The sequence below is a fragment of the Paenibacillus thiaminolyticus genome (genome assembly GCF_003591545.1).
Classification (GTDB): domain Bacteria; phylum Bacillota; class Bacilli; order Paenibacillales; family Paenibacillaceae; genus Paenibacillus_B; species Paenibacillus_B thiaminolyticus_A.
In genome coordinates this window covers 78674-100973 of the sequence record NZ_QYZD01000004.1, presented here as the reverse complement: position 1 = coordinate 100973, position 22300 = coordinate 78674, and the positions used below count along the sequence as shown (strand labels likewise).

27 protein-coding genes and 1 pseudogene are annotated in these 22300 nt (G+C 55.7%); 20 read left to right on the top strand and 8 right to left on the bottom strand.

Going from position 1 to position 22300, the window contains the following annotated elements; all coding sequences use genetic code 11:
• The first annotated feature begins 68 nt into the window (after positions 1–68).
• On the top strand, positions 69–668 hold the full coding sequence (locus DQX05_RS06870) for a nitroreductase family protein (RefSeq protein WP_087443753.1): 600 nt from the start codon (positions 69–71) through the stop codon (positions 666–668).
• Between the two features lie 138 nt (positions 669–806).
• On the opposite strand, the gene DQX05_RS06865 is transcribed toward DQX05_RS06870, so the two are convergent.
• Both DQX05_RS06865 and DQX05_RS06860 read right to left on the bottom strand, forming a co-directional pair.
• Positions 807–1043, bottom strand: coding sequence for a hypothetical protein (locus DQX05_RS06865; RefSeq protein WP_119792112.1), 237 nt, complete (start codon positions 1041–1043; stop codon positions 807–809).
• A 70-nt stretch (positions 1044–1113) separates the two neighbouring features.
• Complete coding sequence (locus tag DQX05_RS06860) at positions 1114–1881, bottom strand: class I SAM-dependent methyltransferase (RefSeq protein ID WP_119792111.1); 768 nt, start codon at positions 1879–1881, stop codon at positions 1114–1116.
• 141 nt (positions 1882–2022) lie between these two features.
• On the opposite strand from DQX05_RS06860, the gene DQX05_RS33030 reads away from it, so the two are divergent.
• Complete coding sequence (locus DQX05_RS33030; protein WP_397335032.1) at positions 2023–2319, top strand: LysR family transcriptional regulator; 297 nt, start codon at positions 2023–2025, stop codon at positions 2317–2319.
• Between the two features lie 328 nt (positions 2320–2647).
• Here DQX05_RS33030 and map read toward each other — a convergent pair whose 3' ends face one another.
• Genes map through DQX05_RS06840 form a run of 3 tightly spaced genes read right to left on the bottom strand, consistent with a single transcriptional unit; the run spans position 2648 to position 5362 of the window.
• Complete coding sequence (gene map / locus DQX05_RS06850) at positions 2648–3394, bottom strand: type I methionyl aminopeptidase (RefSeq protein ID WP_119792110.1); 747 nt, start codon at positions 3392–3394, stop codon at positions 2648–2650.
• Positions 3391–4683, bottom strand: a complete 1293-nt coding sequence (locus DQX05_RS06845) for an acyl-CoA thioesterase/bile acid-CoA:amino acid N-acyltransferase family protein (protein ID WP_182914649.1) — start codon at positions 4681–4683, stop codon at positions 3391–3393. The genes map and DQX05_RS06845 overlap by 4 nt, the downstream gene beginning before the upstream one ends.
• A 1-nt stretch (position 4684) precedes the next feature.
• Complete coding sequence (locus tag DQX05_RS06840; RefSeq protein ID WP_119792106.1) at positions 4685–5362, bottom strand: TetR/AcrR family transcriptional regulator; 678 nt, start codon at positions 5360–5362, stop codon at positions 4685–4687.
• Positions 5363–5615: 253 nt separating this feature from the next.
• On the opposite strand from DQX05_RS06840, the gene DQX05_RS06835 reads away from it, so the two are divergent.
• On the top strand, positions 5616–6068 hold the full coding sequence (locus DQX05_RS06835; RefSeq protein WP_119792411.1) for a 6-phosphogluconate dehydrogenase: 453 nt from the start codon (positions 5616–5618) through the stop codon (positions 6066–6068).
• 199 nt (positions 6069–6267) lie between these two features.
• Positions 6268–8244 (top strand): elongation factor G, encoded by a 1977-nt coding sequence (locus DQX05_RS06825; protein ID WP_119792104.1) that lies wholly within the window; start codon positions 6268–6270, stop codon positions 8242–8244.
• Between the two features lie 62 nt (positions 8245–8306).
• Here the strand turns inward: DQX05_RS06825 and DQX05_RS06820 are convergent, their stop codons facing one another.
• A complete protein-coding gene (locus DQX05_RS06820; RefSeq protein WP_259391838.1) occupies positions 8307–8522 on the bottom strand; it encodes an SRPBCC family protein in 216 nt (71 codons plus the stop codon).
• A 56-nt stretch (positions 8523–8578) separates the two neighbouring features.
• Between DQX05_RS06820 and DQX05_RS33390 the strand changes: the two are divergent.
• From DQX05_RS33390 to DQX05_RS06760, 13 genes and pseudogenes are all read left to right on the top strand, one after another.
• Positions 8579–9758, top strand: a pseudogene (locus tag DQX05_RS33390) (DUF3626 domain-containing protein).
• A gap of 186 nt (positions 9759–9944) precedes the next feature.
• Positions 9945–10409 carry a hypothetical protein gene (locus DQX05_RS06810; RefSeq protein ID WP_119792102.1) on the top strand — a complete coding sequence of 155 codons (465 nt, stop codon included), beginning with the start codon at positions 9945–9947 and terminating at the stop codon, positions 10407–10409.
• 16 nt (positions 10410–10425) lie between these two features.
• Positions 10426–10647: a helix-hairpin-helix domain-containing protein gene (locus DQX05_RS06805; protein ID WP_119792100.1), complete on the top strand. Its 222-nt coding sequence runs from the start codon at positions 10426–10428 to the stop codon at positions 10645–10647.
• 1220 nt (positions 10648–11867) lie between these two features.
• On the top strand, positions 11868–12911 hold the full coding sequence (locus DQX05_RS06800) for a helical backbone metal receptor (protein WP_119792098.1): 1044 nt from the start codon (positions 11868–11870) through the stop codon (positions 12909–12911).
• 36 nt (positions 12912–12947) lie between these two features.
• Entirely contained in the window at positions 12948–13928 is a 981-nt protein-coding gene (locus DQX05_RS06795; RefSeq protein ID WP_397335081.1) for a FecCD family ABC transporter permease, read from the top strand.
• A 3-nt stretch (positions 13929–13931) separates the two neighbouring features.
• Complete coding sequence (locus tag DQX05_RS06790) at positions 13932–14744, top strand: ABC transporter ATP-binding protein (RefSeq protein WP_119792094.1); 813 nt, start codon at positions 13932–13934, stop codon at positions 14742–14744.
• Complete coding sequence (locus DQX05_RS06785; protein ID WP_119792092.1) at positions 14728–15246, top strand: HugZ family pyridoxamine 5'-phosphate oxidase; 519 nt, start codon at positions 14728–14730, stop codon at positions 15244–15246. The genes DQX05_RS06790 and DQX05_RS06785 overlap by 17 nt, the downstream gene beginning before the upstream one ends.
• Positions 15247–15274: 28 nt before the next feature.
• Complete coding sequence (locus DQX05_RS06780; RefSeq protein WP_119792408.1) at positions 15275–15745, top strand: DinB family protein; 471 nt, start codon at positions 15275–15277, stop codon at positions 15743–15745.
• A gap of 98 nt (positions 15746–15843) precedes the next feature.
• The gene (locus tag DQX05_RS06775) at positions 15844–16764 is read left to right on the top strand and encodes an ABC transporter ATP-binding protein (protein WP_119792090.1); all 921 of its coding nucleotides are present in this window, start codon (positions 15844–15846) and stop codon (positions 16762–16764) included.
• Between the two features lie 11 nt (positions 16765–16775).
• Positions 16776–17306 (top strand): ABC transporter permease, encoded by a 531-nt coding sequence (locus DQX05_RS06770; protein ID WP_259391836.1) that lies wholly within the window; start codon positions 16776–16778, stop codon positions 17304–17306.
• Positions 17290–17535: a hypothetical protein gene (locus tag DQX05_RS31770; RefSeq protein WP_259391835.1), complete on the top strand. Its 246-nt coding sequence runs from the start codon at positions 17290–17292 to the stop codon at positions 17533–17535. The genes DQX05_RS06770 and DQX05_RS31770 overlap by 17 nt, the downstream gene beginning before the upstream one ends.
• On the top strand, positions 17532–18524 hold the full coding sequence (locus DQX05_RS06765) for an ABC transporter permease (protein WP_119792047.1): 993 nt from the start codon (positions 17532–17534) through the stop codon (positions 18522–18524). The genes DQX05_RS31770 and DQX05_RS06765 overlap by 4 nt, the downstream gene beginning before the upstream one ends.
• Before the next feature lie 101 nt (positions 18525–18625).
• Positions 18626–20134, top strand: coding sequence for a winged helix-turn-helix domain-containing protein (locus DQX05_RS06760; protein ID WP_119792046.1), 1509 nt, complete (start codon positions 18626–18628; stop codon positions 20132–20134).
• Here the strand turns inward: DQX05_RS06760 and DQX05_RS06755 are convergent.
• A complete protein-coding gene (locus DQX05_RS06755; RefSeq protein ID WP_147385160.1) occupies positions 20124–20360 on the bottom strand; it encodes a hypothetical protein in 237 nt (78 codons plus the stop codon). The genes DQX05_RS06760 and DQX05_RS06755 overlap by 11 nt on opposite strands.
• A 70-nt stretch (positions 20361–20430) precedes the next feature.
• Here DQX05_RS06755 and DQX05_RS06750 point away from each other — a divergent pair, with 70 nt between their 5' ends.
• The 3 genes from DQX05_RS06750 to DQX05_RS06740 all read left to right on the top strand — a co-directional run bounded on the left by DQX05_RS06750 (position 20431) and on the right by DQX05_RS06740 (position 21900).
• A complete protein-coding gene (locus tag DQX05_RS06750) occupies positions 20431–20754 on the top strand; it encodes a response regulator transcription factor (protein ID WP_220483160.1) in 324 nt (107 codons plus the stop codon).
• Between the two features lie 84 nt (positions 20755–20838).
• Complete coding sequence (locus DQX05_RS06745) at positions 20839–21033, top strand: DUF1854 domain-containing protein (RefSeq protein WP_182914648.1); 195 nt, start codon at positions 20839–20841, stop codon at positions 21031–21033.
• Positions 21034–21051: 18 nt separating this feature from the next.
• Positions 21052–21900: a GNAT family N-acetyltransferase gene (locus DQX05_RS06740; RefSeq protein ID WP_119792038.1), complete on the top strand. Its 849-nt coding sequence runs from the start codon at positions 21052–21054 to the stop codon at positions 21898–21900.
• Between the two features lie 15 nt (positions 21901–21915).
• Here DQX05_RS06740 and DQX05_RS06735 read toward each other — a convergent pair whose 3' ends face one another.
• Complete coding sequence (locus DQX05_RS06735) at positions 21916–22188, bottom strand: cupin domain-containing protein (RefSeq protein WP_119792406.1); 273 nt, start codon at positions 22186–22188, stop codon at positions 21916–21918.
• Positions 22189–22300 lie beyond the last annotated feature (112 nt).

Sequence of the window (22300 nt, the reverse complement as noted above, 5' to 3'; positions counted from 1 at the left end):
GATCTATCGTTTATTATAGCATGTGTAGGCAATACGATCTTATCGATAGATGAAGAGGAGTGGTTCAGTTGAGTAAAGAGTTTCTCGACGCAGTCAAGAAAAGACGCAGCATTTATGCTATCAGCAAGGAGTCTGTACTGAGCGACGAGCAGTTGGAGCGCTTGATTGGAGAGGCTGTATTGCATACACCTTCCTCCTTCAACTCGCAGAGCGCCCGCGTCGTCGTCTTGTTGAACGAGCAGCATGACAAGCTGTGGGATTTGACGACCGAGACGCTGCGGCAGGTAGTGCCGGCGGAGAACTTCGGATCGACTCAAGACAAAATGACTGCCTTCCGCAACGGATACGGAACCGTTCTGTTCTTCGAAGATCAAGCAGTGATTCAGGGCCTCCAGGAGCAATTCGCTTTGTACAAAGACAATTTCCCGGTCTGGTCGGAACAGTCTTCGGGCATGCTGCAATTTGTCGTATGGACCGCACTGGAAGCGGAAGGCTATGGCGCAACCCTGCAGCACTACAATCCATTGATCAACGATGCGGTAAGCAAGGAATGGAACATTCCAGACACTTGGAAATTGATCGCGCAAATGCCGTTCGGCAAGCCGACCGCGGCACCGGGCGAGAAGCAGTTCGCACCGCTCGAAGATCGTCTGAAAGTGTTCAAATAAGCCAAAACCAACAAGCATCCGCCGACATCCGAATGACAGCAAGAGGCTCAAGCGTCGATTCGCTTGAGCCCTTTTTTGCGGGGCGTGCCCAGAAGTACATCGGTCTAAGCCCACAATAAATTCTTGATCCATTTCCCTTCATCCAACCGGTATCTTAGTCGAATATGTTTGCGATTGTCTAACACGGCGCTTTGTTTGCCGATCAATGCGATCGCGTTGGGCTACGGCGCCCCGGTTCAAAAAGTCGTTGGCGGCTTCATGGAACCATTCCAGAAAAAGATCATGGGGGTATTCACTTGCATCGTCTGCATGAAAAGGCGGAAAAGGACCGGCAAGCGTCTTGCTTGATCTGATTTTTTGTCGAATTTGCTCCATATAAACCTCCAGGTTCAGCAGCTTTCATTTTTTACCTTGCGAATTCCCATCTGAATCACAGCTATTCCCCTTATGGCGTAGCTACAATCAGCCTTAGCGCCCCGGTAAAATAGGGCTCCGTTCGATAATGACCATATTTCCGGTCCCATTCTCCCGATGCCAGTTCATGCGACAGCGACTTCACTAATTTATCCTCTGCTCCCTCCGGCAGAAACCCCCATGCTGACTGCGAGAAGAGCCGCATCTCTTTTTCTAAAAAAGCTTCCGGCCGACCATAAAAAGCTTCCTGAAATCCGTCGACACAGTCGAACGGGACGGGGATTGGCTGGACCCGACAGTTGCCCCCCAGCGACGTAACGATAAATTCTATTTTTGGAAAACGTAATTTCTCTACTTCGATTAGCTCGGGAAAATAGCGCGAATTCCAAAAGCCATCCAGCGCATCCGGGTCGAATGTCAGGATGATCACTTGTTCCCTGGCAACCCTTCGCAGCTCTTGCAGCCCTTTGCGCTTATCCGGCCAATGATGAACCGTCAGCATGGCCATCGCTGCATCGAAAGCATGATCATCGAAGGGGAGCGCGTCGGCCATTCCGATTAGAGCGGGGACTCGATGATGAGCTTGGCGTTGAGAACGCATCACGCTTGAAGGCTCAACCGCTACAACATACCGATCCTCGGGCTCATAGGAGCCGGCGCCGGCACCGACATTGAGCACGGTTTTGGCAGATTCCAGCGCTTCGTTCACATATTTCGCAATTCGGGGCTCCGTTCGTCTGTATCCGGAGTACTTCTGTCCATGTTTGTCGTAGTTAAAAGCAGGATTTCCGATTTCCATATCGAATCGCAACTCCTTTTGCCAAGTGGCATGATAGTCATTCCTCTTCTATTGTATTTGAAGTATATTTATAAATGTAATATATCTTTATTTCATTCTTATATATTTAATATATAGATCGAAGGGGAGAAGAGCGTTTGCATGAATTTGCATGCTTTGCATTTATTTCATGTGATTGCGACGACCGGAAGCATCACCCGTGCCTCGGAATTATTAAAGATAAGTCAACCGGCCATATCCGGTTATCCGCAACTTATTTGCCGCTCATTTTCTAATTCTTGGAGCGCGAAGTTCAAGCAACAGTACGAAGAAGTGGAAATGATGATCAATACGACGAATTCCAATGATGCGTTGAAGCAGTTTTTAAACCTGGAGGTCGATCTGGCGATTTACGGAGGCTTTCCGGAGAAATATCCGGATATCATTCAATCGGAGTAATTATTACGAGGGCAAGTTTTGTGTCCGCTCTGGTCGTTCGCGATCATGTTGCTCGCGGAGAGCTTTGCCGCGTGCATGTGGAGGGGATCCATCTGCAAAATATCATCTCGATTTTTACGCGCAAGAACGAACCCTTATCCGCAGCCGCCGCCAATTTCATGCAACTCATTCGCAGTAATCCTTATTGAGACGGTAATCGGCGGAGACTTCCGTTAACTAAACGCTTTGTGTCATTGCGGAGGGGGCAGGCTTCCTTAATGACGTTAAACAGTGGTGGGAGCAGAACAAATAAAGCCGGACGAATCTCTAGATTCGTCCGGCTCATAGGCTACAGCTTCGTCAATATTTCAGGACCGTTGTCGGTAATCGCCACGGTGTGCTCATACTGGACGCAGATCGAGTGATCCGCCGTCCGGGCTGTCCATCCGTCACTCTCGACATAGGCGTGATAGTCGCCCAAGGTCAGCATCGGTTCAATCGCGATGACCATGCCCTGCTTCAATCTCGGCCCCGTACCTGAACGGCCATAATGGGGGATGGGCGGCTCTTCCCACAGCTCCTGGCCGATGCCATGCCCGGTGAAGTCTCTGACATTGCCGTATCCATGGCGGTCGGCGAATGTCTGAATCGCGAAGCCGATATCGCCGACGCGATTGCCGGCGACGGCCTGCTCGATGCCGAGGAACAGGCTCTGATGGCAGGCGTCCATCAACTGCCGGATATCGTCAGATACGGTGCCCACGGCATATGTCCAGCCGGAATCGCCATGATAGCCGCGATAATGTGCTCCGATATCGATCGTGACGACATCGCCTTCCTCGAGCGGCTGGTCATCGGGGAAGCCGTGACAGATTACATCGTTCTTCGCCACACAGATCGAAGCGGTGAAGCCGTGATGGCCGAGGAAGCTCGGCACGGCTCCGCGTGAGCGGATATGCTGCTCGACCAGCTGATCAAGCGCTGTCGTCGCGACGCCCGGCTTGATCGCCTCGGCCAGCTTGGCATGGCATTCCGCTACAATCCGTCCCGCCTCTCTCATGAGGCCGATTTCTTCATTTGATTTCAATATTATCATTGACTCTCCTCCTGATCTTCTGTCCGTGTGCAATGATTATCCAGGAAGTTCAGCATCTCCGCCCATGATTCCGCGCAGGCCTCGGCATCCTTGTCGTCGCTTCCGCCGAGCAGCAGCGTGCCGCTGCGATGGACGGTGCTGGGCAAGTACGGCACCTGAATCATATGGCCCGCGTCCAGATAGGAGAGATGCCGGACGGGATAAGGGAATTCCTTCTCGATCAGCCGCGCTGCGGCTACCTCGGAGAAGTAGGTGGAAGGCCAGGTCTTATCATCTCCGCCGGAGATGAGCAGCACGGGTCCCTGGATTTGCTCCAGCGGAATCATGGCGCCGCCCCAGTCCGGCTTCAGCTTGACGCTCTTCTCATACAAGGATGCGAAGGAGAGCGGTTGCTTCGTGAACCGCCGGCTCAGAATGCGGAACAGAAGCGCCAGATTCATGCGCAGCGGCACGAACGGCAGCGGTTCTCCCTTGTGCGTCCAGGAGGATGCCGGCGTTCCGCCGACGAAGCTCGAAAATAGATACGGGCTCGGCACGTAGCTGACGACGGGATGCAGCTCCGGATAGGTCGCCCCGAGCAGCAGCGCCAGCTCGCCTCCTTTGGAACGGCCGACGACCGCGATGGACTCGTGGCAAATCCCAGGCTGGGACTTCAGCCAGGAGACGGCCTTCTCGAAGTATTCAAGCGGGATCTCCCGCAGCTGGGAAGGAAGCGGGCCGACCCCGAAATATGCCAGAGCAAGGGCAGCATATCCGCGTGAGGCAAGCAAGCCGGCCATTAATTCATTCACGCCGCCTCCCGAACCGGCCAGCACGAGGACGGCTGGGGGGCGCTCTGCCGTACGGGGCCGGAAGAAGGTGCCCGCTATCCCGAGTTCATCCGTGTCTAGCGGAATGCGTTCCACCTCGTCGGCGATGACTTGCCGGACGATCTGGCGTTCTGCCACGATCATTCCCTCGACCTCGGCTGTCAAGGTCACCTGAAGCGGATCGGAACCAGCCTTCTGGAAAATCTCCGGATCGGAAGCTGACGGCTTCATGGACCAGAAAAGACCCATCGCGTCGGGCGTCTGGTATGTTCCTTCCAGCGGGGCCTGCCGGCCCAGATCGATAATCCCGCTGTTGTCGCTGCGGAAGACGGCATATGAGCGCCAGACTACGCCCTCCTCATCCGTCGTCGCCGCCCGCAGCGTAACAGTACACGCCGTTGGAGCGTGAGTGACGCGAATGTCCAGCTTGTCATCGAGCAGCGACGTCTCGGCGACTTCGAGCTGAAGCGGATTCATCATGTCATGAATTGCCTCCTTCATCGAGCCTATGCATCATGGCGATTGGTGGTGTCATTTCTTGGGTCTTATGTATCATCGCGCCGCATAACAGATCTACCGCTTCATTCACCAGGGCGCCCAGCTCCTCCCGGGGGGCCTGCCGGGCAGATAGATTCGCCATTGCGCCGAGGAGGCCTCCCCAGTACAGATCGGCGGCCAGGGACGGGTCGGATCGGCGCAGGATCCCGGTTGTCATGCCCTCACGGAACGTACGAATAAGAAAGGGGCGAAGCCGGAGAAAATCCCGCTGCTCCGTGGCCTGCTCCCCGAAGACGGCAGGCAGATCTTCATCGATGCCGCGAGTGAGCAGGACGAACGACGGATCTTCCGCCGCTCGCTGCATATAATAACGGGCATGCCGCTGCAGACGCGCGGCCGGCGCTTCCTCCGTGTCCAGCGTTCGCCCGGCCCATTGCCGGGTCTGCTCGATGAAGTCGAGAAAGAGAAGCCGGAACAGCTCCCACTTATCCCGATAATAATAGTAGATAGAAGCTCGCGCGACGCCGGCCCGCTTCGCGATCTCATTCATCTCGGCGCGGTGGATGCCCCGGTCAAGATAGACGTCGAATGCCGCCTGGCGAATAAGCTTCATGCGCGCGGCCCGCATTCGCTCGTTCTGTTCCTTGGTTCGCGGCGACATCGGATCACCTCAATTCACTGACAATGTTGTCAGTTTATTATAGCTTTCACTGACGTCGGCGTCAATTTATACGGGTACCGGCATAACACTGGAAGGAGCGTCCCCGGGGGACGGTGCGTCACACTTCATTCATAAATGTCTATTCTGTGAAAAATGTGTGTCAAAAATAGCAACGTTGGTGGTATAATAAAGGTAAAAGCTGCTAATGAGAGACCATCCGTAATCACCACTTTACAGAATGGAGCGGATCATTATGTATTATCGAATTATGTATCCGACAAGGACGAAGGAAGTGCTTGTGGCAACCTTCCTGTTCAGTGCCGCCATGCTGCATGTCGTCTTGATGACCGAACAGACCGTGCCTGCGTTGTTCTTCCTGCAAATGGCTGCCTTGGCGATGCTCGTTGGATCGCTGTGTGCGGAAGTATGCGTGCGCATGAAGAAGCGAACGGCAGACATACGGGCGGAATCGGATTCCATCACGATTGGGGGGACATCCATCGCGGCGGAGGAAGTAGAAGAGATCGTAGTGAAAGGGTATCGCCAAGCCGCTGTAGGCATCCGGCTGAAGGGGAAGACCTCTATCCCGGGCTATTGCTGCTTCCGGTTCCCGGGAGGGGAGAACGGCGGCATGAATGAATTGGCCCGTTGGGCCGAACGGCATGGCATCCTGGTGAAGCAAGGTTATTTCATGACCTGGCTATAGCAGTTTCTATTAAATTGTAAGCCCTTACTTCATAGAAAAAAGAGCATCGCGGCGTTGTGCTGCGATGTTTTATTTTGTCATTTTTCCAATCTCTTATTATACTGAAGGTACATTATGAACGGGAGTGTGATTAGCATGCGGCAAAGAACCACATTGCGAAAGGAGAACAATATGAGAGAAGAAATGAGGATTTTAATAAATGAAAACAATCAATATCGGGATAGTCGCCCATGTCGACGCAGGCAAGACGAGCCTGACTGAACGATTATTGTATGAGACGAAGGTCATCCGGGAGCTGGGCGGGGTCGATTCGGGCAACACGCAGACAGACTCCCTGGAGCTGGAGAGAAGAAGAGGGATTACGATCAAGGCATCGGTCGTCTCTTTCGTCGTTAACGAGGTGAAGATCAATTTGATCGATACACCCGGCCATGCCGACTTTATCGCCGAGGTGGAGCGGGCGTTCGGCGTGTTGGACGGAGCGGTTCTTGTCCTGTCCGCGGTAGAGGGCATTCAGGCACAGACGAAGCTGTTGATGGCGGTGCTCGAGAAGCTGGCCATTCCGGTGATCCTGTTCGTGAACAAAATTGATCGGAGCGGCGCGCAGCCTGAGGCGGTATTCGAGGCGATTCGCGAACGGCTGTCCCGCTGTGCCATTCCGCTGTACGGTACCGTGCAGGCGGGGACGAAGCAGGCTAATGTTGTCAAAAAACAGTGCGGCAAGGAGAATCCGGAATTCGATGCGCAATGCATTGAGCTGGCGGCCGACCATGATGAACAGCTTCTCGCTTCCTATGTCTACGGCGGCGAGACAAACGGATCCCGAATCGAGGAGACGCTGACCCGTCTTATCCGGGAGGCTCGCGTATACCCGATCCTGGCAGGTTCCGCCATGACCGGGATCGGCATCAACGAGCTGCTGGAGGCCATCGCCCGGTTCATCCCGGCGCCGCAGCCATGCACCGATACGCCATTATCCGGAGTCGTGTTCAAGATCGAACGGGCGTCCTCCGGGGAGAAAATCGCCTATATCCGCGTCTTCAGCGGAAGCTTCGGCGTCAGACAGATGGTTCAAGTGAACCGGAAGCAGGCTGACGGACAGATTGAGGCCGTTTCCTATAAGGTCAAGCGGATCCAGCTCTTTGATCGCGGACGGACGTGCGACGCGGCGATCGCGGGAGCCGGAGAATTCTGCAAAGTGTGGGGCTTGAAGGAGGTTCGAATCGGGGATGTCATTGGAACCTGGTCGGAGCGGATTCGAGAGATTCACGTCGCCGCGCCGCAGATGGAATCACACATCGAAGCGGTTCCGAAGAGCCGCGATCATGCACTGTATCAAGCCTTGATGAATATGGCGGAGGAAGATCCGCTTATCCATATCTGGCGGGATGAGCATCACCGGGAGACCTATATTCGCTTATTCGGTCAAGTGCAAAAAGAAGTGATCGAAACGACGCTCAAGGAAGCTTACCAGTTGGATGTTCGCTTCGCGGAGACGAGGATCGTCTGTATCGAGAAGCCGCGAGGGACGGGGACGGCAGTGGAATTCATGGGGGCGGAAGGGAATCCGTTCTATGCCACGGTCGGCTTCCGGATCGATCCGGGCGAGCCTGGAAGCGGCGTAGCCTACCGCCTGGAGGTGGAACTGGGATCGCTTCCGCTCGCTTTCCACACGGCGATTGAGGATACGGTATATGCCACGCTGCGCCAAGGCTTGTACGGTTGGGAAGTGACGGACATTGCCGTCACCTTGACCCAGACCGGATATGCCAGCCCGGTCACGGTAGCCGGCGATTTCAGGAAGCTGGTGCCCTTGGTGCTGATGGAGGCGTTGTCCCGGGCCGGAACGGATGTACATGAGCCGATCCATGAATACGAGCTTACCGTTCCTGCCGGCAGCATCAGCTCCGCCATGCATCGCTTGGCCGGCCTGCAGGCGGTGATGAAGGTGCCGGTCATGTCCGCCGACACCTGTATGCTGACCGGAACGATTCCGGTCAAGACGACAGAGGCGTTCAAGCGCAGTCTCCATGCGATTACGGAAGGGGAGGGCGTGTTCATTGTGCGGCCGTGCGGCTTCATCCGGATGGAATCCGGGTACCCGCTTCGGAAGCGGTCCGACTATAATCCGCTGAACCGCAAGGACTACCTGCTTCACGTCCTTCGTGCATACTAGGCAGACGCGGCACCATAAGAGAACAGCCCGGGGAATTCCCGGGGCTCTTCATTATGGGCAGATTATGGGCAGCATCCGGCTCCTCCGCCGGACTCAAGCATCGCCTTCAGACTGGCCAGCATCGCCAGCCAAGCCTCGACATGCCACTGTCGCGCCTGATTCCATGCTTCTGTGTCCATCCAGCCGCTATGCTCCAGCCGAACCGCAGTGCCCCGATCCGCCGGCTCCAGCGTGACCTTCACCAGTGTCAGCTGCTCCAGCGCTTTGACCGTATTCATCGCGATGCTGGATGCCGAACCTGCAACGTAAGTCGAAGACGGTTCAATAGCGGCAGATGCCGGGCCAACCAAGTGGGAATGGGCAGGTCCATTTATCGGGAAAAGAGGTGCGGTCCATGGTTGAACCTTTCCATAGCAAGCCGGCATTGACGCGAGCGCAGGCACAAGCCATCCAGCTTGTCCTGGCGTCCGCCAGCCAGATGCGGCAGTACGCATGCGAGCGCATCGAACGGCATTTGACGCGAGCGGGCTTCCCGTCCGCCACATTGCGCGACATTCTTGCCGCCGTGCGCGAATCGGTCCGGATGACGGTCAATTTCCACCCAGACCGGCTGTTTGCCGACGGCTCGCTCGTCGTGGACGGTCTGCTGCGGGACGGGGTGTACCGCTGCCAGTTCGAGACGGGCGTGACGAGCGCCAGCCTGACGGCTTACCCCGGCGGGGATCGCGACCGCTGGGAGCGGAGGCTGTTCGGGCGCTTATCATCAGGCCGGGATAGCACACCGGGAGCGCCCGAAATACGGGGCGCTGAACCTGTTGCAGCACCCCGACGGGGGCGCGCCGAATTTCGGCTCCTGCCATGTGGTGCTGCGCAGCTCTATGCTGGCCCGATGCACATATACGCTCGGGGACAGCTATTCCGAGCCGGAGCATAGTGGCACGATCGATGTGTTCGAACCGCTGCTCGCGGAGCTGCTGGACGAGGTAGCGGCCGCAGGCTCCGCGCCGGACAGGGATGCCGGCGGCAGCGCCGCGCTTCTTCGCCGTCTCCTCGCATCCGGCGAAGAAGCGCCCTCCAGCATCCACAGGGAGCTGGACCAATATATTGAGGCTTAGATTTACGGCGATATCGCGCTGTCCTCGGATGTGGAGGCGATCGTGGCCGATCCGTCCTTCCGCGGGACGCGAATCGGTGAGCAGCTTGCTGCTCTCGCCTCCAGGTATCATGTAGCGCTGTACTGGCATCACGGGTTCCAACTCGCGGCCTCCGATGTGCCGGATGACTTCCGTGGGCCGAAGATGCCGCCGTTGGCGCGCCGGGTCGTACGGGATTCGCCACCGTCCCGGGGCACTTGGATGCGAACGCGATCGGGAATGCGGCCCGTTCGTGCCCGTCATCCGAGCTCTGGGCCGGCTGGGGCACGCCGGGGGAGACATGGCAGCATCTCAAGCAGCTTTGGCATGTTCTCGCGCGTTTCGGACATCCTTATCGCGGCCATGGTGATCGTAGCTTGACTGTCAGCCAATATGTTATATACAATCGGCTGGAGGAGTGATATGTATATTGTTGGTAAATGTGAATCGTCATATGTTGGAGCGCCTCGATGATTGGGGGCTCGCATCCGCGTGCTATGAACCGTTGATCCTGGCATACAAGGCAGCGTCAACCAAGGGGAAGACGGGCGCCAGCTCTTCTCCGAGATGACTGCGGCGCAGCAAGTGTTGTTCATCTTCCGGGTGTACCATGATCATGTCCGCTATTCGGCTGAAGAGCTGTACTGGTGGAGCGCTTATTTCATGGCGGAATCCGGATGGTGGGCCGCGTTGATCGGCAGTCTGCGTCTTGCGGATGACCGGCATCTGCTGCCGCTGCTGCGGGAGATTGACACCCTTCTGACAGAGCGTCAGCATCCGCGCCCTCTGGACCAGTTCGATCCCACCAAGCTCATGCTCGACTATACCTGCACGGCTGTAGGCGGACAATTGAGCACATCGGAAGAGACGTCCGATGTCCGCTGGGTTAAGAAGGAGGGCGTGCTCGACTTGATTGCGGCGCCCGCTATCCGCATTCGCTATCAAGCTTATGTGAATACCGATGTCCGCATCAATTATATGGAGTATGTTAGGAAGTCAGAATTCGAACTGAAGCTGGCACGAACGATATAGGAAGGAGAAAATGAACATGACCCCATACAATGAACCCGGCCAATCGATTGATCTGCCTGACAACTTGGCCAAGCCCGCCCGCAGAGCGCTTATCGCGGCAGGTTATGTCCGTCTGGAGCAGCTGGCGACAGCTCGCGAGTCGGAACTGCTGAAGCTGCACGGCATGGGGCCGAAAGCCATGGATCAGCTCCGTCACGCGCTTGCCGACAAAGGGTTGTCATTCGCGGACGGGGAATGAAGGACGGAGCGGCGCTTCGTTTTTTCTTTGCGCGGTGTTGATTCCGTGGCTCGATTGGCAAGCGCCCTCCCAACCATTCTCCCAATGCTCCTCGTAAGCATCCCCTCCGCGAAGCCGCTGCCGTTTGCTGCCGCATATCCTGAAAGCCACGCAACCAAACCATTCCTAAAACCCTAGCTTTTACCCTGTTCGTAGTAAGTGTGTGTGTCCATGTCTACATGCCGACATGCCTGATGCCAAGCCCTTTTGCCTCTAACCGCCACTCTCCCCTCCGCTCCCTCTAGAGGCAGCACATTTCAGACAGAACTGATATCTAATCCTCATTTCACTTGTCGAGACATATAGTTTGGAACTCCTTATGACCAATATCCCCATCAGTCAGTAAGGGAGTCTATGCATATAACCCCTTATCATCAATCTCCCATCCCGTCAGGAAAAGATATATTTGCAGATTTCCTTTCGTACAGGATCCCAATCACTCCCTCTAGAGGCAGCACATTTCTCTTGCATACTCGCTTATTCATGTACTATTTCGTGATTCATATGACTAGTTAAAATAGAGCGAATTAACCCGGGCTTTGGCGTGCCTTTAATAAATGGAGACTGATCCAAGTCCAAATCGAAATGTGAGTTCGAATGTGAAAATCTGATTGCGATAATGTTCAACCTGACTCAACGGGAGAGTAAAGCAAAGACCGTGCAACACCAGGAACCCTGACCCGATGGGAGAGTAAAGCAAAGGCCGAGCAAGACCAGGAACCCTGACCCAACAGGAGAATGGAGTAAAGGCCGAGCAACACCAGGGACCCTGGCCCGATGGGAGAGTAAAGCAAAGGCCGAGCAAGACCAGGAACCTTGACCCAACGGGAGAATGAAGCAAAGACCGTGCAACACCAGGAATCCTGCCCCAACGGGAGAGTGAAGAAAAGGCTAAGCACCACCAAGACTACCTGACCCGACGGGAGAGTGAACAAAAGACCGTACAATACCAGAGAACCTGAACCAATGGGTGAGTGAGGTAAAGGTCGCGCGATACTTCATGCGTACATAGTGGCCGTCAGGGCAGATATAGGGCTTGGCGGTTTTTGTCGTTTTATAGGTGTCGGAACATCTTTTCAAATTTTAATTGAAAAAGATTCTCACTCAGGATATAATGAGAACCGTTATCAATTAATAGATAACGATTCTCATTATCATTTGTAAGGGGGGAAGGTCATAGAATGATACATAGAAGGGGAAAAGCAGCCGTCATTATTTTGCTTCTGATGCTGGTTGTGGCAGCTTGCGGCAAAGCGGGATCGGAGCAAGCTGGGAGCGCGGCACCGAATCAAGCAGCTGCGGAGGAATCCAACGGCTTGAGCGGAGACGCTGCCCAGACGGCAGAAGGCGCCAAAGACAACAGTAGCGAAGCCGGCAGCGAGCAAACGGCGAATGAAGAGGATGAGGCGATGGCGGAGCTGCTGAAGCAGTTCGGTGAGCAAACGCCAGCCCGCATCGTGACGTTATCCGTCTCGATTACGGAAATATTGCATGAGCTGGGCATCGAACCGGTCGGCTTGCCGACGACAAACAGCAAGCTGCCGGAGTCGCTGGCGGAAGTCCCGCGTATCGGTTCATCCCATCAGCCTGATCTTGAGCAGATCGCGAAGCTGCAGCCGGATGTTGTCCTGGGCCCGGCTTCGATTAAGGACAGCATGGAGAAGAAGCTCGGACCGGCTTCGCTGCCGAGCGCTTATTTGCCTGTCGATTCCTTGGAACAGCTGAAGCTGTCGACGAAGACGCTTGGCCGCTTGCTCGGCCGTGACGACCAGGCCAACGCTTTCCTGCAAGACATCGAGCGGCAGGAACGTGAAGCCATCGAGAGCGTGAAGGGCAAGCCGGGGCCCAAGGTGATGTTCCTCTTCGGCTCGGCGGAAGCGCTGATGCTGATGAACGACAACACGTTCGCCGGAAGCTTGGCGCGCAATCTGGGGGCGGTTAATGTCGTGTCCGAAGAGCTGAAGCTCACAGAAGCCTATGTCCCGTTCAATATGGAGAGCATTGTCGCGGCGAACCCGGACGTCATTCTGCTTGTTGCCCACGGTGACCCGGATGCCGTCGCCAAAAAGTTCGAGGAGGACGTGAAGAAAAACGGTGCCTGGGAGAAGTTGAACGCCTTCCAGAACGGGAAGATGGCTACCCTTGACTTCGAGCTGTTCGGCATCGCTTCGATTGTCAAGACGCCGGATGCTTACAAGGAAATGGCGCGCACTTTATATGACTAAGATGGAGGTTCCGGGATTGTGACGGAGAACAGACAGATGCGCAAAACAGCTCTGATGGGAGGAGCGGCCGTATTGCTTGGAGCGGCGGTGCTGCTCTCCATCGGCATAGGCAGCGTCGCCTTGTCTCCGCTCGATACGCTCCTGACCGTGTTCGGACGCGGGGATGCAGCCGCCGACACGATTCTGTGGGACATCCGGATACCGCGCGTCCTCCTCGCTCTCCTGATTGGCGCTAATCTGGCCGTATCCGGTGCCCTGCTGCAAGCCGTCATGCTGAACCCGCTGGCTGACCCGGGCTTGACGGGCGTGTCCAGCGGCGCTGCCGTCGCTGTGTTATTCATCATGCTGGTCGTTCCCGGGTATGCTTCCATGATACCGCTGGCGGCGATTGCGGGCGGCGGGATTGCGGCCGTGATGGTTTATGCCCTGGCTTGGAAAAAGCTGCACGGGGGATTTACGCCGATTCGCATCATTTTATCGGGGGTTGCCGTTAATGCGGTATTCGGAGGCATCATCGGACTCTTGTCGATTTTGTATAGCGAGAAGCTTCCCTCCGCATTGCAATGGCTCAACGGCAGCCTGTCCGGCACCGGGATGCGGGACGTCGCCGTCATCCTTCCGTATTCGCTTGCCGGCTGGCTGGGCGCGCTGCTTTGCATCCGGCAAGCCAATATTTTGCGGCTGGGCGAGCAGGCCGCGCATAATCTGGGGCAAAATCTGAACCGCATTCGCTTTACGCTGTCCTTCATCGCGGTCTATCTAGCTGCCATCTCGGTCTCTACTGTCGGTCTGGTCGGCTTCGTCGGACTCGTCGTGCCCCATATCACCCGGATGATGATCGGCTCCGACTACCGCCATCGTCTGCCGATGAGCCTTGTGCTCGGCGCGCTCGTCCTGCTCGTGGCCGATACGATCGGGCGCACGGCATTTGCTCCGCTGGAGATTCCTGCGGGCATCGTTATGGCGATGGTGGGCGGGCCGTACTTCCTGTATTTGATGCGGAAAGGAGGAGCGTGACTCATGTTGAAGGTGCAGTCATTGAATATCCGGTATGCGGACAAAACCGTAGTCCATAACTTTTCCCTTGATGTGAAGGAAGGGGAAGTCGTCTCGATCATCGGGCCGAACGGCTCGGGCAAATCAACGATACTGAAGGCGATGACCCGTCTCATTCCTTGCGAGAGCGGCCGGGTATGCATTGCCGAGCGGGAGTTGCGTTCGCTCAGCACGAAGCAAGTGTCCCGTCTCATGTGCATGCTCTGCCAGTCGAACGCCAGCCCAGCGGACATGACGGTAGGAGAACTGGTCAGCTACGGCCGCATGCCGCATAAGAAATGGTATGAGCGCCTCGACGCAGCGGATGAAGAGGTGATTCAATGGGCGTTGGAGCAGACAGGGATGCAGGCATACAAGGAGCGGCTCGTCGCCTCCTTGTCCGGGGGAGAAGCGCAGCGGGCCTGGCTGGCGATGGCGCTGGCCCAACGTCCGAAGGTGCTGCTGCTCGATGAGCCAACCACGTATTTGGACATTGCGCATCAATTGGAGGTGCTGGAACTTGTACGCACGCTGAATCGCGAACTGGGGCTTACGGTCGTCATGGTGCTGCATGATCTGAACCATGCGAGCGCCTACAGCGATCGGGTCTGTGTGATCAAGGAAGGGAGTCTGCGCTTGTACGGGACGCCGCAAGATGTGTTCACGATGGAGCTTATCCGAAGCGTGTACGGCGTGGAGACCGAGATCCAATACGGGCGGGACAGCGATTGTCCGCGGATTCATGTATTGCAAAAATGGAATAGAAAAGCGGGGGATGTTCATGAAGCCATTGGCTAACGAAACGGTAAAGCTTCAATATATGAAATTAGCGGATCGCGTGAAGACATTGATGCTGGGCACGATCGACGAGAAGGGCCGGCCCTTTGTCTCCTATGCGCCGTTCGTGAAGAAGGACGGGAAGCTGTATATCTATATAAGCCGCATTGCCAATCATTATCGGCATGTGGAGGCCAATCCGGACGTCGATGTCATGCTGATTGAAGATGAATCCAATTCGGCGAACCTGTTCGCCCGCGAGCGTGCCCGCTTCGTGTGCCATGCCGTCAACATCGGCAATGAAGGCCATGAGGAGCTATTCGAACGGTTCGAAGCGTCGTTCGGAGCTCCCATGATCCGGGTGCTGCGCGGGCTTGATTTCTCGCTGTTCGAGCTGACGCCGCTGGCGGGGCGGTATGTCGCGGGCTTCGGCCAGGCATATGATATCGATCTGAACGCCGACCGATTCGAACATGTCGCGCGCGATGGTCATACGCAATCCGTCAAGCAAGCCGCCACATGAGAGGACAATGGGAAAGGAGCCGAATGCAATGACCTATTTATCCGTAGCTGTGATATGGAACACGCTTCATGAACGCTTCTACAATATGGCCAACAGCTTGCCGGAGCAAGCTCTGGGCTTGCGCATCGGGGCCGCCTCGGTCGGCTATATGCTCCGACATAATGCGGAAGTCGAGTATTTGTTCGCGGAATGGTTTTTCCGGCGCGCGCTGCCTCCCGGGCTGGAGATCCTGACGAGCCGCGGGCCGGCGGCAGGCCGGGATCAGGCCGAATTCTTGGACCGGGAAGGCCTGCTGGCCCTGCTGCGTGCCTCGAACCAACACGTGATGGAGGCGATGCGTGAGCTGCCCGAGGAGGCCTGGCGTGTGGCGGTGGATTCGCCGATGGGAGCCTCGACGCCGCTAGAGGCGGTCAGCCGGCTGCTATACCATACCGGCCTGCATGCGGGCCAGATTTCCCTGATCCAGAAGCATGCCCAACCGGCCGGGCAAGTAACGTGACAGAGCCGATGACAAGAATCAACCTTCGGAATCAACCGAACGGTTGATTCTTTTTTTGTCCCTTCAACGTAACATGAAGGCCAGAAGGAGTGATTTGCATGAGTCAACCGATATTGCAGGTGACGGGGTTGGAGAAGCGCTTCAACGATTTCCGGGCGCTGCAGGACATTTCGTTCGAGATTTTTCCGGGAGAGATCGTATGCTTTCTCGGGCCGAACGGAGCGGGGAAAAGCACGACCATCAACATTTTGGCTGCGTTATTGCGATATGACGGCGGAGAAATCCGGTTCCAGGGGGAGCGGGTGGAGAAGCATCCAGTCCGATTGAAGGAGAGCCTCGGCATCGTCCCGCAAGATATCGCGATATACGAGAATATTCCGGCGGAGGCCAATGTGAGATTTTTCGCCTCCTTGTACGGTCTGCGCGGCGACGCGCTCCAGCGGGCGGCAGAGGAAGCGCTCGACTTCGTCGGACTGTCCGGGCGGAAGCGGGAGAAGCCGAAGACGTTGTCCGGCGGCATGAAGCGCCGGTTGAATATTGCCTGCGCGATTGCACACAAGCCCCGTCTCAATGAACCGACCGTCGGCATCGATCCGCAGTCGCGCAATCATATTTTGGAATCGATCAAGGCGCTGCGCGACGAGGGGGCCAGCATCATTTATACAACGCATTATATGGAAGAGGTCGAAGAGATTGCGTCCCGCATTATTATCATCGATCATGGCCGCATTATCGCTAGCGGCACGAAGGAGGAGTTGGAGGAAGAGAAGCTCTACGATGTCGAAGTAGAGGACGCCAGCACAGCCAATCCGGATGAGCTATACCGGATCGATGGCGTGAAGAAGGTGTACGTGGACCATAACCGCATCCGGATTACGACCTTAAAAGGAATCGAGAACCTCGATAAAATCATTGCGCTCCTGATGAGCCAGGGAATGAAAATTATCAATATGACGAGCGCGGCGGCCAGCCTGGAAATGGTCTTCCTCAAGCTGACCGGCCGGACGCTGCGCGATTGAGGAGGCCGGAGATGCCGTCAACTCAGTACAAAGTCCACGCCATCCTGAAGCGCGATATCGTTAATCTGGCGCTAAATCCGGTGCTCCTCTTGTCGAATTCGGTGTTCCCGCTGCTGCTGATGCTCCTCCTCGGCTATTTGACCCGCGGCATCTATGGCGGCGGCGAAGTCTCCTCCTACGATTATTACGGGGTGACCATTCTCATATTTACGTCGCTGAACGTGTCGATGATAGCCTCGAACAGCTTCATGGAGAAGAGCTTGAAGCAGAGCAACCTGCGAATTCTGCACGCGCCTGTAAGGACTTCCTATCTGTATATCTCGAAAATAGCAGCGACCTTCTTCTTCTCGACGCTGAGCACGCTGCTGCTGCTTGCCCTGGCCCATTGGCTGCTCGATGTTCACTATGGCGGGAGCAGCTGGATCGCGGTCGCGCTGATTCTCATCGGCTTCAATCTGTTCTCCGCCGCGCTCGGCGTGCTCATGTGCTGCCTGTGCCGAAGCGAGGAGACGAGCAACAAAAGTTTTGAGCTTCGTCAATAACCTGCTCGCTCTGCTCGGAGGCCTGTTCTTCCAGTGGGACGGCCTGGGCCGCACCGCGGAGATTCTATCCTATCTCTCGCCGGTGAAATGGGTGGCGGAAGCGGTCTTCCGCGTCATCTACGATCAGGATGCGGGGATGGCACTGCCGCTGCTGGGCGGCTTCGCCGTTGGTTCGCTTGTGCTGTTGTGGGGCTGCAGCAGGATATTTCATGCGGAGGACTATGTATGAGAGAAATGGCATATGTTTTTCATCAAAATTGGGTGAGACTGATGAGCCGCAAGGCGATTGTGACGATCACGTCGGTCATGACGATCGCTGCTGTGGCTGCTGCGCTGCTGTTGACATCGGTGAAAGATTCGAGAGGCAATCTCGCCCTCGTATCCGCCGCTTCCGAACCGGAAGAGGCTTCCATCGCCGGTTTGCACGATTTTCAGGTGAAGCGGCTTGCGGAAGCGCCGCGCAGGTCCGAGCTGGTGCGCAACAAATATGATGCCGTCATCATCGATGAAGGGGACGGGAGCTATACGATCGAGACGATGAAGAGCGAGGCGTATGCCACGATGGTGCGTCAAGCGCTGGAGCATCCGGATCAGCTGCTGCCGGAAGCGGAGAAGCGGGGCATCGGTTCGAACGTTGCCGGCTTTCTCATGATGTTCGTGCTGCTGCAGGGCATGTTCTATATGAATTTCTTCGCGGAGGACAAGGTGCAGGGCACGCTGCGGCGAATGGCAGCCTCTCCGATGTCCGTCATGACCTATCTTGCGGCCCAGGTCCTGTTCTGCTTCCTGCTTATCAGTGTGCCGGCTTATCTGTGCATCGCGGGAGCAAGGCTCCTCCTGCATGCCGATATCGGCTTCACGCTGCTGCAATATGGCTGGCTTATTGCCGTATTGTCGCTGGTGGCCGCGGCATTCGCGCTGTTCATCACGGTCTGCATCGACGACATCGACAATGCGGTTACAGCGGCTTCAAGCCTGATTCTTGTCACTTCGCTTCTGTCCGGCGGCTTCTATACGGTACAGCATGAAGGATGGATGAACGTGCTGACCTATTGGCTGCCGCAGCGGCAGTATATGGCTGCCGTGATCAGCTTGGAGCGAGGAGCTACGTATGGGGACGCGGTCTGGCCTGCGCTGTATGTGATCGTTCTGTCCTGCATCCTGTTCGCGGCCGGCGCCATGATCTGCAGAAGAAGATGCCGGGCAGGAAGATATTGATACGTGCAAGCGGCTCCCGCGTGGTATAGTAAGAGGAACGGATTCCCAGATGCTGGGTTCCCGACATTCAGCATTACACAATTAGGTGGGGTAGAGCACATATGGATCGCATCAGGTTGATTTGCGCCAAGCTTATGGCGCCGGTTCCGCGCAAGCATTATATTCGGAGGGAGCGGCTGTTCACCAAGCTGCGGCATGTGAAGGAATACAAGGTCGTTGTCGTGCAGGGAGCTGCCGGGAGCGGGAAGACGACGCTGCTCACTTCCTATATGAAGGAGGCGGGCCAGCGTCATTTCCGCTGGATTGCGCTGGACGAGGACAATAATGACCTGTACTCGTTCTGGTATTATGTGCTGGGGGCCTTGAAGGAGGATCTGGGCAGCAGCGCCGACGGCTTGTATCAAGTTTTCGAAGCGATCCCACACAAGCATGATATGGAAACGATCTTGACGTTGATTGTGAATCAGCTCCATCATATGGAAGCGCTCACGCTTGTCCTGGACGATGCCCATGTCCTTGATAAGGAGGAGGTACTTCGTTCTCTTGAATTTTTCATCAAGTATAGTCCGGAGCAGGTCCGGATCGTGCTGCTGAGCCGCGAAGCGCCGAAGCTGTATTTGGGTGAATGGATGATGGACGGCAAGTATGCGGAAATCAATGAATCCGAACTGAAATTTTCACATGAGGAGGCCGCTCAGTTTCTGCAGCAAACGTTGGCTTTAGAGGTGGATCATGATACAGCCGGTAGATTGAATGAGCAGACGGAAGGCTGGGCGGGAGGGCTGCAGCTTATCGCGCTGGCGATGTCCCAGAAGACGGAGATGCCATCCAGTCATGGCAGCGGACTCAATAAATATATGGTGACTTATTTGTCCAATGAGATTCTTCGCTCGCTGGACGGGGATGAGACGAGGTTCTTGCTGCATACGTCCATTCTGAGCTATTTTGATGAAGCGGTCTGCAATGGCCTTCTTGAGATTAGAGATGCCAGGATGTTCATCGACCGGCTGCAGGACAAAAATCTGTTCCTGGTCACGATTGACGAGACGGCCGGTTTATATCGGTATCATCATTTATTCTGCGAGTTTTTACGATATCGGCTCTCCAATGAAGGCGAAGGGGCGATTCACGATTTGCATGTCAAGGCGGCGGCGATCTATGAGCAGCGGGGCGACCAGGCTGAGAGCGTGAAGCATTACATCCAGGCACGGCGGTATCCGGAGGCGATGGACGTGATCGCCCGCATGCCGCAGTCGATGCAGGGCTGGGTCTTGCTGAGGCAGATTCCGTTGGCTTGGTTGAGCGATAATCGGGATTTGCTGTTCCAGCGGCTGTTCTATCATTTCTGCATCCAGGTTGGAATCGGCGGCATTTATATGAAAAGGATGCGGCTCGATGACGCGAAACACTGGTTCGGGAAGGTGAAGCGCCAACACACTGCCAGCTATCCTTCCATGGAAATATGCCTTCAACCGGTTCGAATTGGCCTTGCTCCGCGGGGACACGAGGGCGACGAAGGAGCGGATGAGAGAGATGTGGGGGGAGCCGGCATTCCGCCATCATCTCTATTACCATCTATCGCTGTTAAGATACCAGCTGTCACTCGGTGAGCCGGATTCCGAGCTGCTGCAGCGCTTCCTGACACGGGTGCAGGAAGGGGAAGCAAGCGGCCGGCTGCGCTATGACGAGCGGCTGCTCTATGCCAGAGTGCTGGCCGCCCGGGGAGAAGCGGAGGAGGCGCTGAAGCAGACCGATGATATTCTGATGCAGGTGCGCAAGCGCAAGCTTCCGTTGATCCTGGTCGATGCTCTGCTGCACAAGATCGTGATTCTGCATCAAGAAGGCTCCCGGTGCAGGCCCGAAATATTGAATCTCATCCGGGAAGCCGTTCATTACAGCTATGCGAATGAGATTGCCTATCTCTACCTGTTGGCCGGAGAAGCTGCTGCAGGAGAAGGAACAGGACCTGCTTGCGAAGGAGAAGGCGTTCATTCAGCGCGTCAGCTCGTTCTGGAATCGGGATTCCGGCGGAGGCGATGTGTTGAGCGAGCGCGAGCTCGAGGTGCTGCAAGCCGCGGCCTCGGGGCTAAGGAACAAGGAGATCGGGGAACGGCTTTGTATTTCGGTTGCCACGGTCAAAACTCATATGATCCACATCTATTCCAAGCTCCAAGCCTCCAACCGGGTTGAAGCGGTTGAGAAGGCGCGCCAGCTTGGATTGTTGGCTTGAACGGAGTGCCGGAAGGAGCGCGGGCATCGACACATAAGACAGCATCAGAGTATCGGTACGAAGACTCGAAGAGGCCGGATCATTGTGCAGGTGCGCCAGCATCAAGATTTGTGGATATGGCAGTTGGAGACGAATGCCGGCCTGATGCGGATGACGATGCGCTATCTGCATGAACATGTACAGCTTCACGGGGCGAACCGTCTTCTCTTGATCGATGTGAACGGGAGACGCGCGGAGATTTGTGATCTTCAGACGCTGGATGGTGCCAGCAAAAAATGACTAAAGGATGTGTTGTAGATGATTCAATACACTCGCTGCACGGAAGTTGCAATGGAATTGATATATGAAGCGTTTCGCATCGGATTTTCCGACTACATCGTACCGATGGAGATGAAGCAGGAAGACTTCGTCAAGCGATTCTTCGGCCCGGAAGGGAATCAGCCGGAGCATTCCTTCATCGCACTGGATGGCGGGAAGCCGGTCGGGGTGATTCTCGGAGGAGTCAAGGTGTACGAAGGACGTAAGACGATACGGTGCGGGACATTGGCCATCCATCCCGATTACCGCGGCCGCGGCATCAGCAAAGAGCTGTTCGCCCGCCATAAGGAGGAGGCGATCGCTTGCGGCTGCACCCAGCTTTTCCTGGAAGTGATCGTCGGGAATGATCGCGCGATCCATTTTTATCGTAAGCTCGGTTATCGCAAAATATATGATCTGTCGTATTATCAGCTGCAGGATCTGTTGGGATTGGCGGCATATGTGGAGGGGCTGGAAGTAAGGAGCCTATCGCCTGAACGGTTTGAACAAGAGATTCAGGGTTGGCTTCACTTTCATATCAATTGGCAGAATGATGCCGACTATATTCGGCTGTCGGAAAACAACTCCTTCGTCGGCGCCTTTCTGGACGAGAAGCTGGTTGGCGGAATGTGCGTGAACCAGTGCGGGAAAATCAGCTTCTTATACGTCGATCCGGCCTATCGCAGCCGAGGCATCGCGTCGGCGATGCTGGGGGAAGGCAGCCGCATGCTCAACCTGACCGGCTTATCAATCGGTTTTCCGAACAACCACGGGCTGGAAGGCTTCCTGCTAGGCAAGGGCTTCGAGAAGAACAAGCTTGAGCAACATGAAATGTATTTGTTTCTGTAAGTCAGCAGTAATCTATCATGCAGTACAGCTCTCCTTGCGCCTCTCCACCCCAATCATCGCTTCTCCCGCAATGATATAGACGAGCTCCGCCTCGTTCGGATGCCAGTGCGGTTCGACGGTATGGCCTTGGCTCAGGAAAATATCAAGCAGAGACACATTTTCCAGCGAGGATATTTGCGCTTGGGACAGCACGTTAATAAGGTTATCCGCATCTTGCGTGAAAAAATTGCTGTTTTTCATATCGTACGACAGATTCAGTGAAGGTGAACTGTAATCCGGCTTCTTCATGAGCATATCACCCTTCCGTAACCTCTTGATCGATTCGCTAAAGGCATGATATGCGAATGCCCAGACCGGGGTGAGCCTTAGAATTGAGGAATGCGCGGCATTGGCCGCGTTT

What these genes read in the sequence shown, in the direction of transcription:
- DQX05_RS06860 (WP_119792111.1), bottom strand. Translation starts at nt 1,881, where the DNA reads ATGGAAATCGGAAATCCTGCTTTTAACTACGACAAACATGGACAGAAG.
- DQX05_RS06810 (WP_119792102.1), top strand. Translation starts at nt 9,945, where the DNA reads ATGACTGCGGCGCAGCAAGTGTTGTTCATCTTCCGGGTGTACCATGAT.
- DQX05_RS06820 (WP_259391838.1), bottom strand. Translation starts at nt 8,522, where the DNA reads ATGAATACGGTCAAAGCGCTGGAGCAGCTGACACTGGTGAAGGTCACG.
- map (WP_119792110.1), bottom strand. Translation starts at nt 3,394, where the DNA reads ATGATAATATTGAAATCAAATGAAGAAATCGGCCTCATGAGAGAGGCG.
- DQX05_RS06735 (WP_119792406.1), bottom strand. Translation starts at nt 22,188, where the DNA reads ATGAAGAAGCCGGATTACAGTTCACCTTCACTGAATCTGTCGTACGAT.
- DQX05_RS06845 (WP_182914649.1), bottom strand. Translation starts at nt 4,683, where the DNA reads ATGATGAATCCGCTTCAGCTCGAAGTCGCCGAGACGTCGCTGCTCGAT.
- DQX05_RS06795 (WP_397335081.1), top strand. Translation starts at nt 12,948, where the DNA reads ATGCGCAAAACAGCTCTGATGGGAGGAGCGGCCGTATTGCTTGGAGCG.
- DQX05_RS06865 (WP_119792112.1), bottom strand. Translation starts at nt 1,043, where the DNA reads ATGGAGCAAATTCGACAAAAAATCAGATCAAGCAAGACGCTTGCCGGT.
- DQX05_RS06825 (WP_119792104.1), top strand. Translation starts at nt 6,268, where the DNA reads ATGAAAACAATCAATATCGGGATAGTCGCCCATGTCGACGCAGGCAAG.
- DQX05_RS06755 (WP_147385160.1), bottom strand. Translation starts at nt 20,360, where the DNA reads ATGCAGAATCACGATCTTGTGCAGCAGAGCATCGACCAGGATCAACGG.
- DQX05_RS06780 (WP_119792408.1), top strand. Translation starts at nt 15,275, where the DNA reads ATGACCTATTTATCCGTAGCTGTGATATGGAACACGCTTCATGAACGC.
- DQX05_RS06790 (WP_119792094.1), top strand. Translation starts at nt 13,932, where the DNA reads ATGTTGAAGGTGCAGTCATTGAATATCCGGTATGCGGACAAAACCGTA.
- DQX05_RS06750 (WP_220483160.1), top strand. Translation starts at nt 20,431, where the DNA reads ATGAGATTGCCTATCTCTACCTGTTGGCCGGAGAAGCTGCTGCAGGAG.
- DQX05_RS06835 (WP_119792411.1), top strand. Translation starts at nt 5,616, where the DNA reads ATGTATTATCGAATTATGTATCCGACAAGGACGAAGGAAGTGCTTGTG.
- DQX05_RS06805 (WP_119792100.1), top strand. Translation starts at nt 10,426, where the DNA reads ATGACCCCATACAATGAACCCGGCCAATCGATTGATCTGCCTGACAAC.
- DQX05_RS06740 (WP_119792038.1), top strand. Translation starts at nt 21,052, where the DNA reads ATGATTCAATACACTCGCTGCACGGAAGTTGCAATGGAATTGATATAT.
- DQX05_RS06765 (WP_119792047.1), top strand. Translation starts at nt 17,532, where the DNA reads ATGAGAGAAATGGCATATGTTTTTCATCAAAATTGGGTGAGACTGATG.
- DQX05_RS06785 (WP_119792092.1), top strand. Translation starts at nt 14,728, where the DNA reads ATGAAGCCATTGGCTAACGAAACGGTAAAGCTTCAATATATGAAATTA.
- DQX05_RS06840 (WP_119792106.1), bottom strand. Translation starts at nt 5,362, where the DNA reads ATGTCGCCGCGAACCAAGGAACAGAACGAGCGAATGCGGGCCGCGCGC.
- DQX05_RS06775 (WP_119792090.1), top strand. Translation starts at nt 15,844, where the DNA reads ATGAGTCAACCGATATTGCAGGTGACGGGGTTGGAGAAGCGCTTCAAC.
- DQX05_RS06800 (WP_119792098.1), top strand. Translation starts at nt 11,868, where the DNA reads ATGATACATAGAAGGGGAAAAGCAGCCGTCATTATTTTGCTTCTGATG.
- DQX05_RS06760 (WP_119792046.1), top strand. Translation starts at nt 18,626, where the DNA reads ATGGATCGCATCAGGTTGATTTGCGCCAAGCTTATGGCGCCGGTTCCG.
- DQX05_RS33030 (WP_397335032.1), top strand. Translation starts at nt 2,023, where the DNA reads ATGAATTTGCATGCTTTGCATTTATTTCATGTGATTGCGACGACCGGA.
- DQX05_RS06770 (WP_259391836.1), top strand. Translation starts at nt 16,776, where the DNA reads ATGCCGTCAACTCAGTACAAAGTCCACGCCATCCTGAAGCGCGATATC.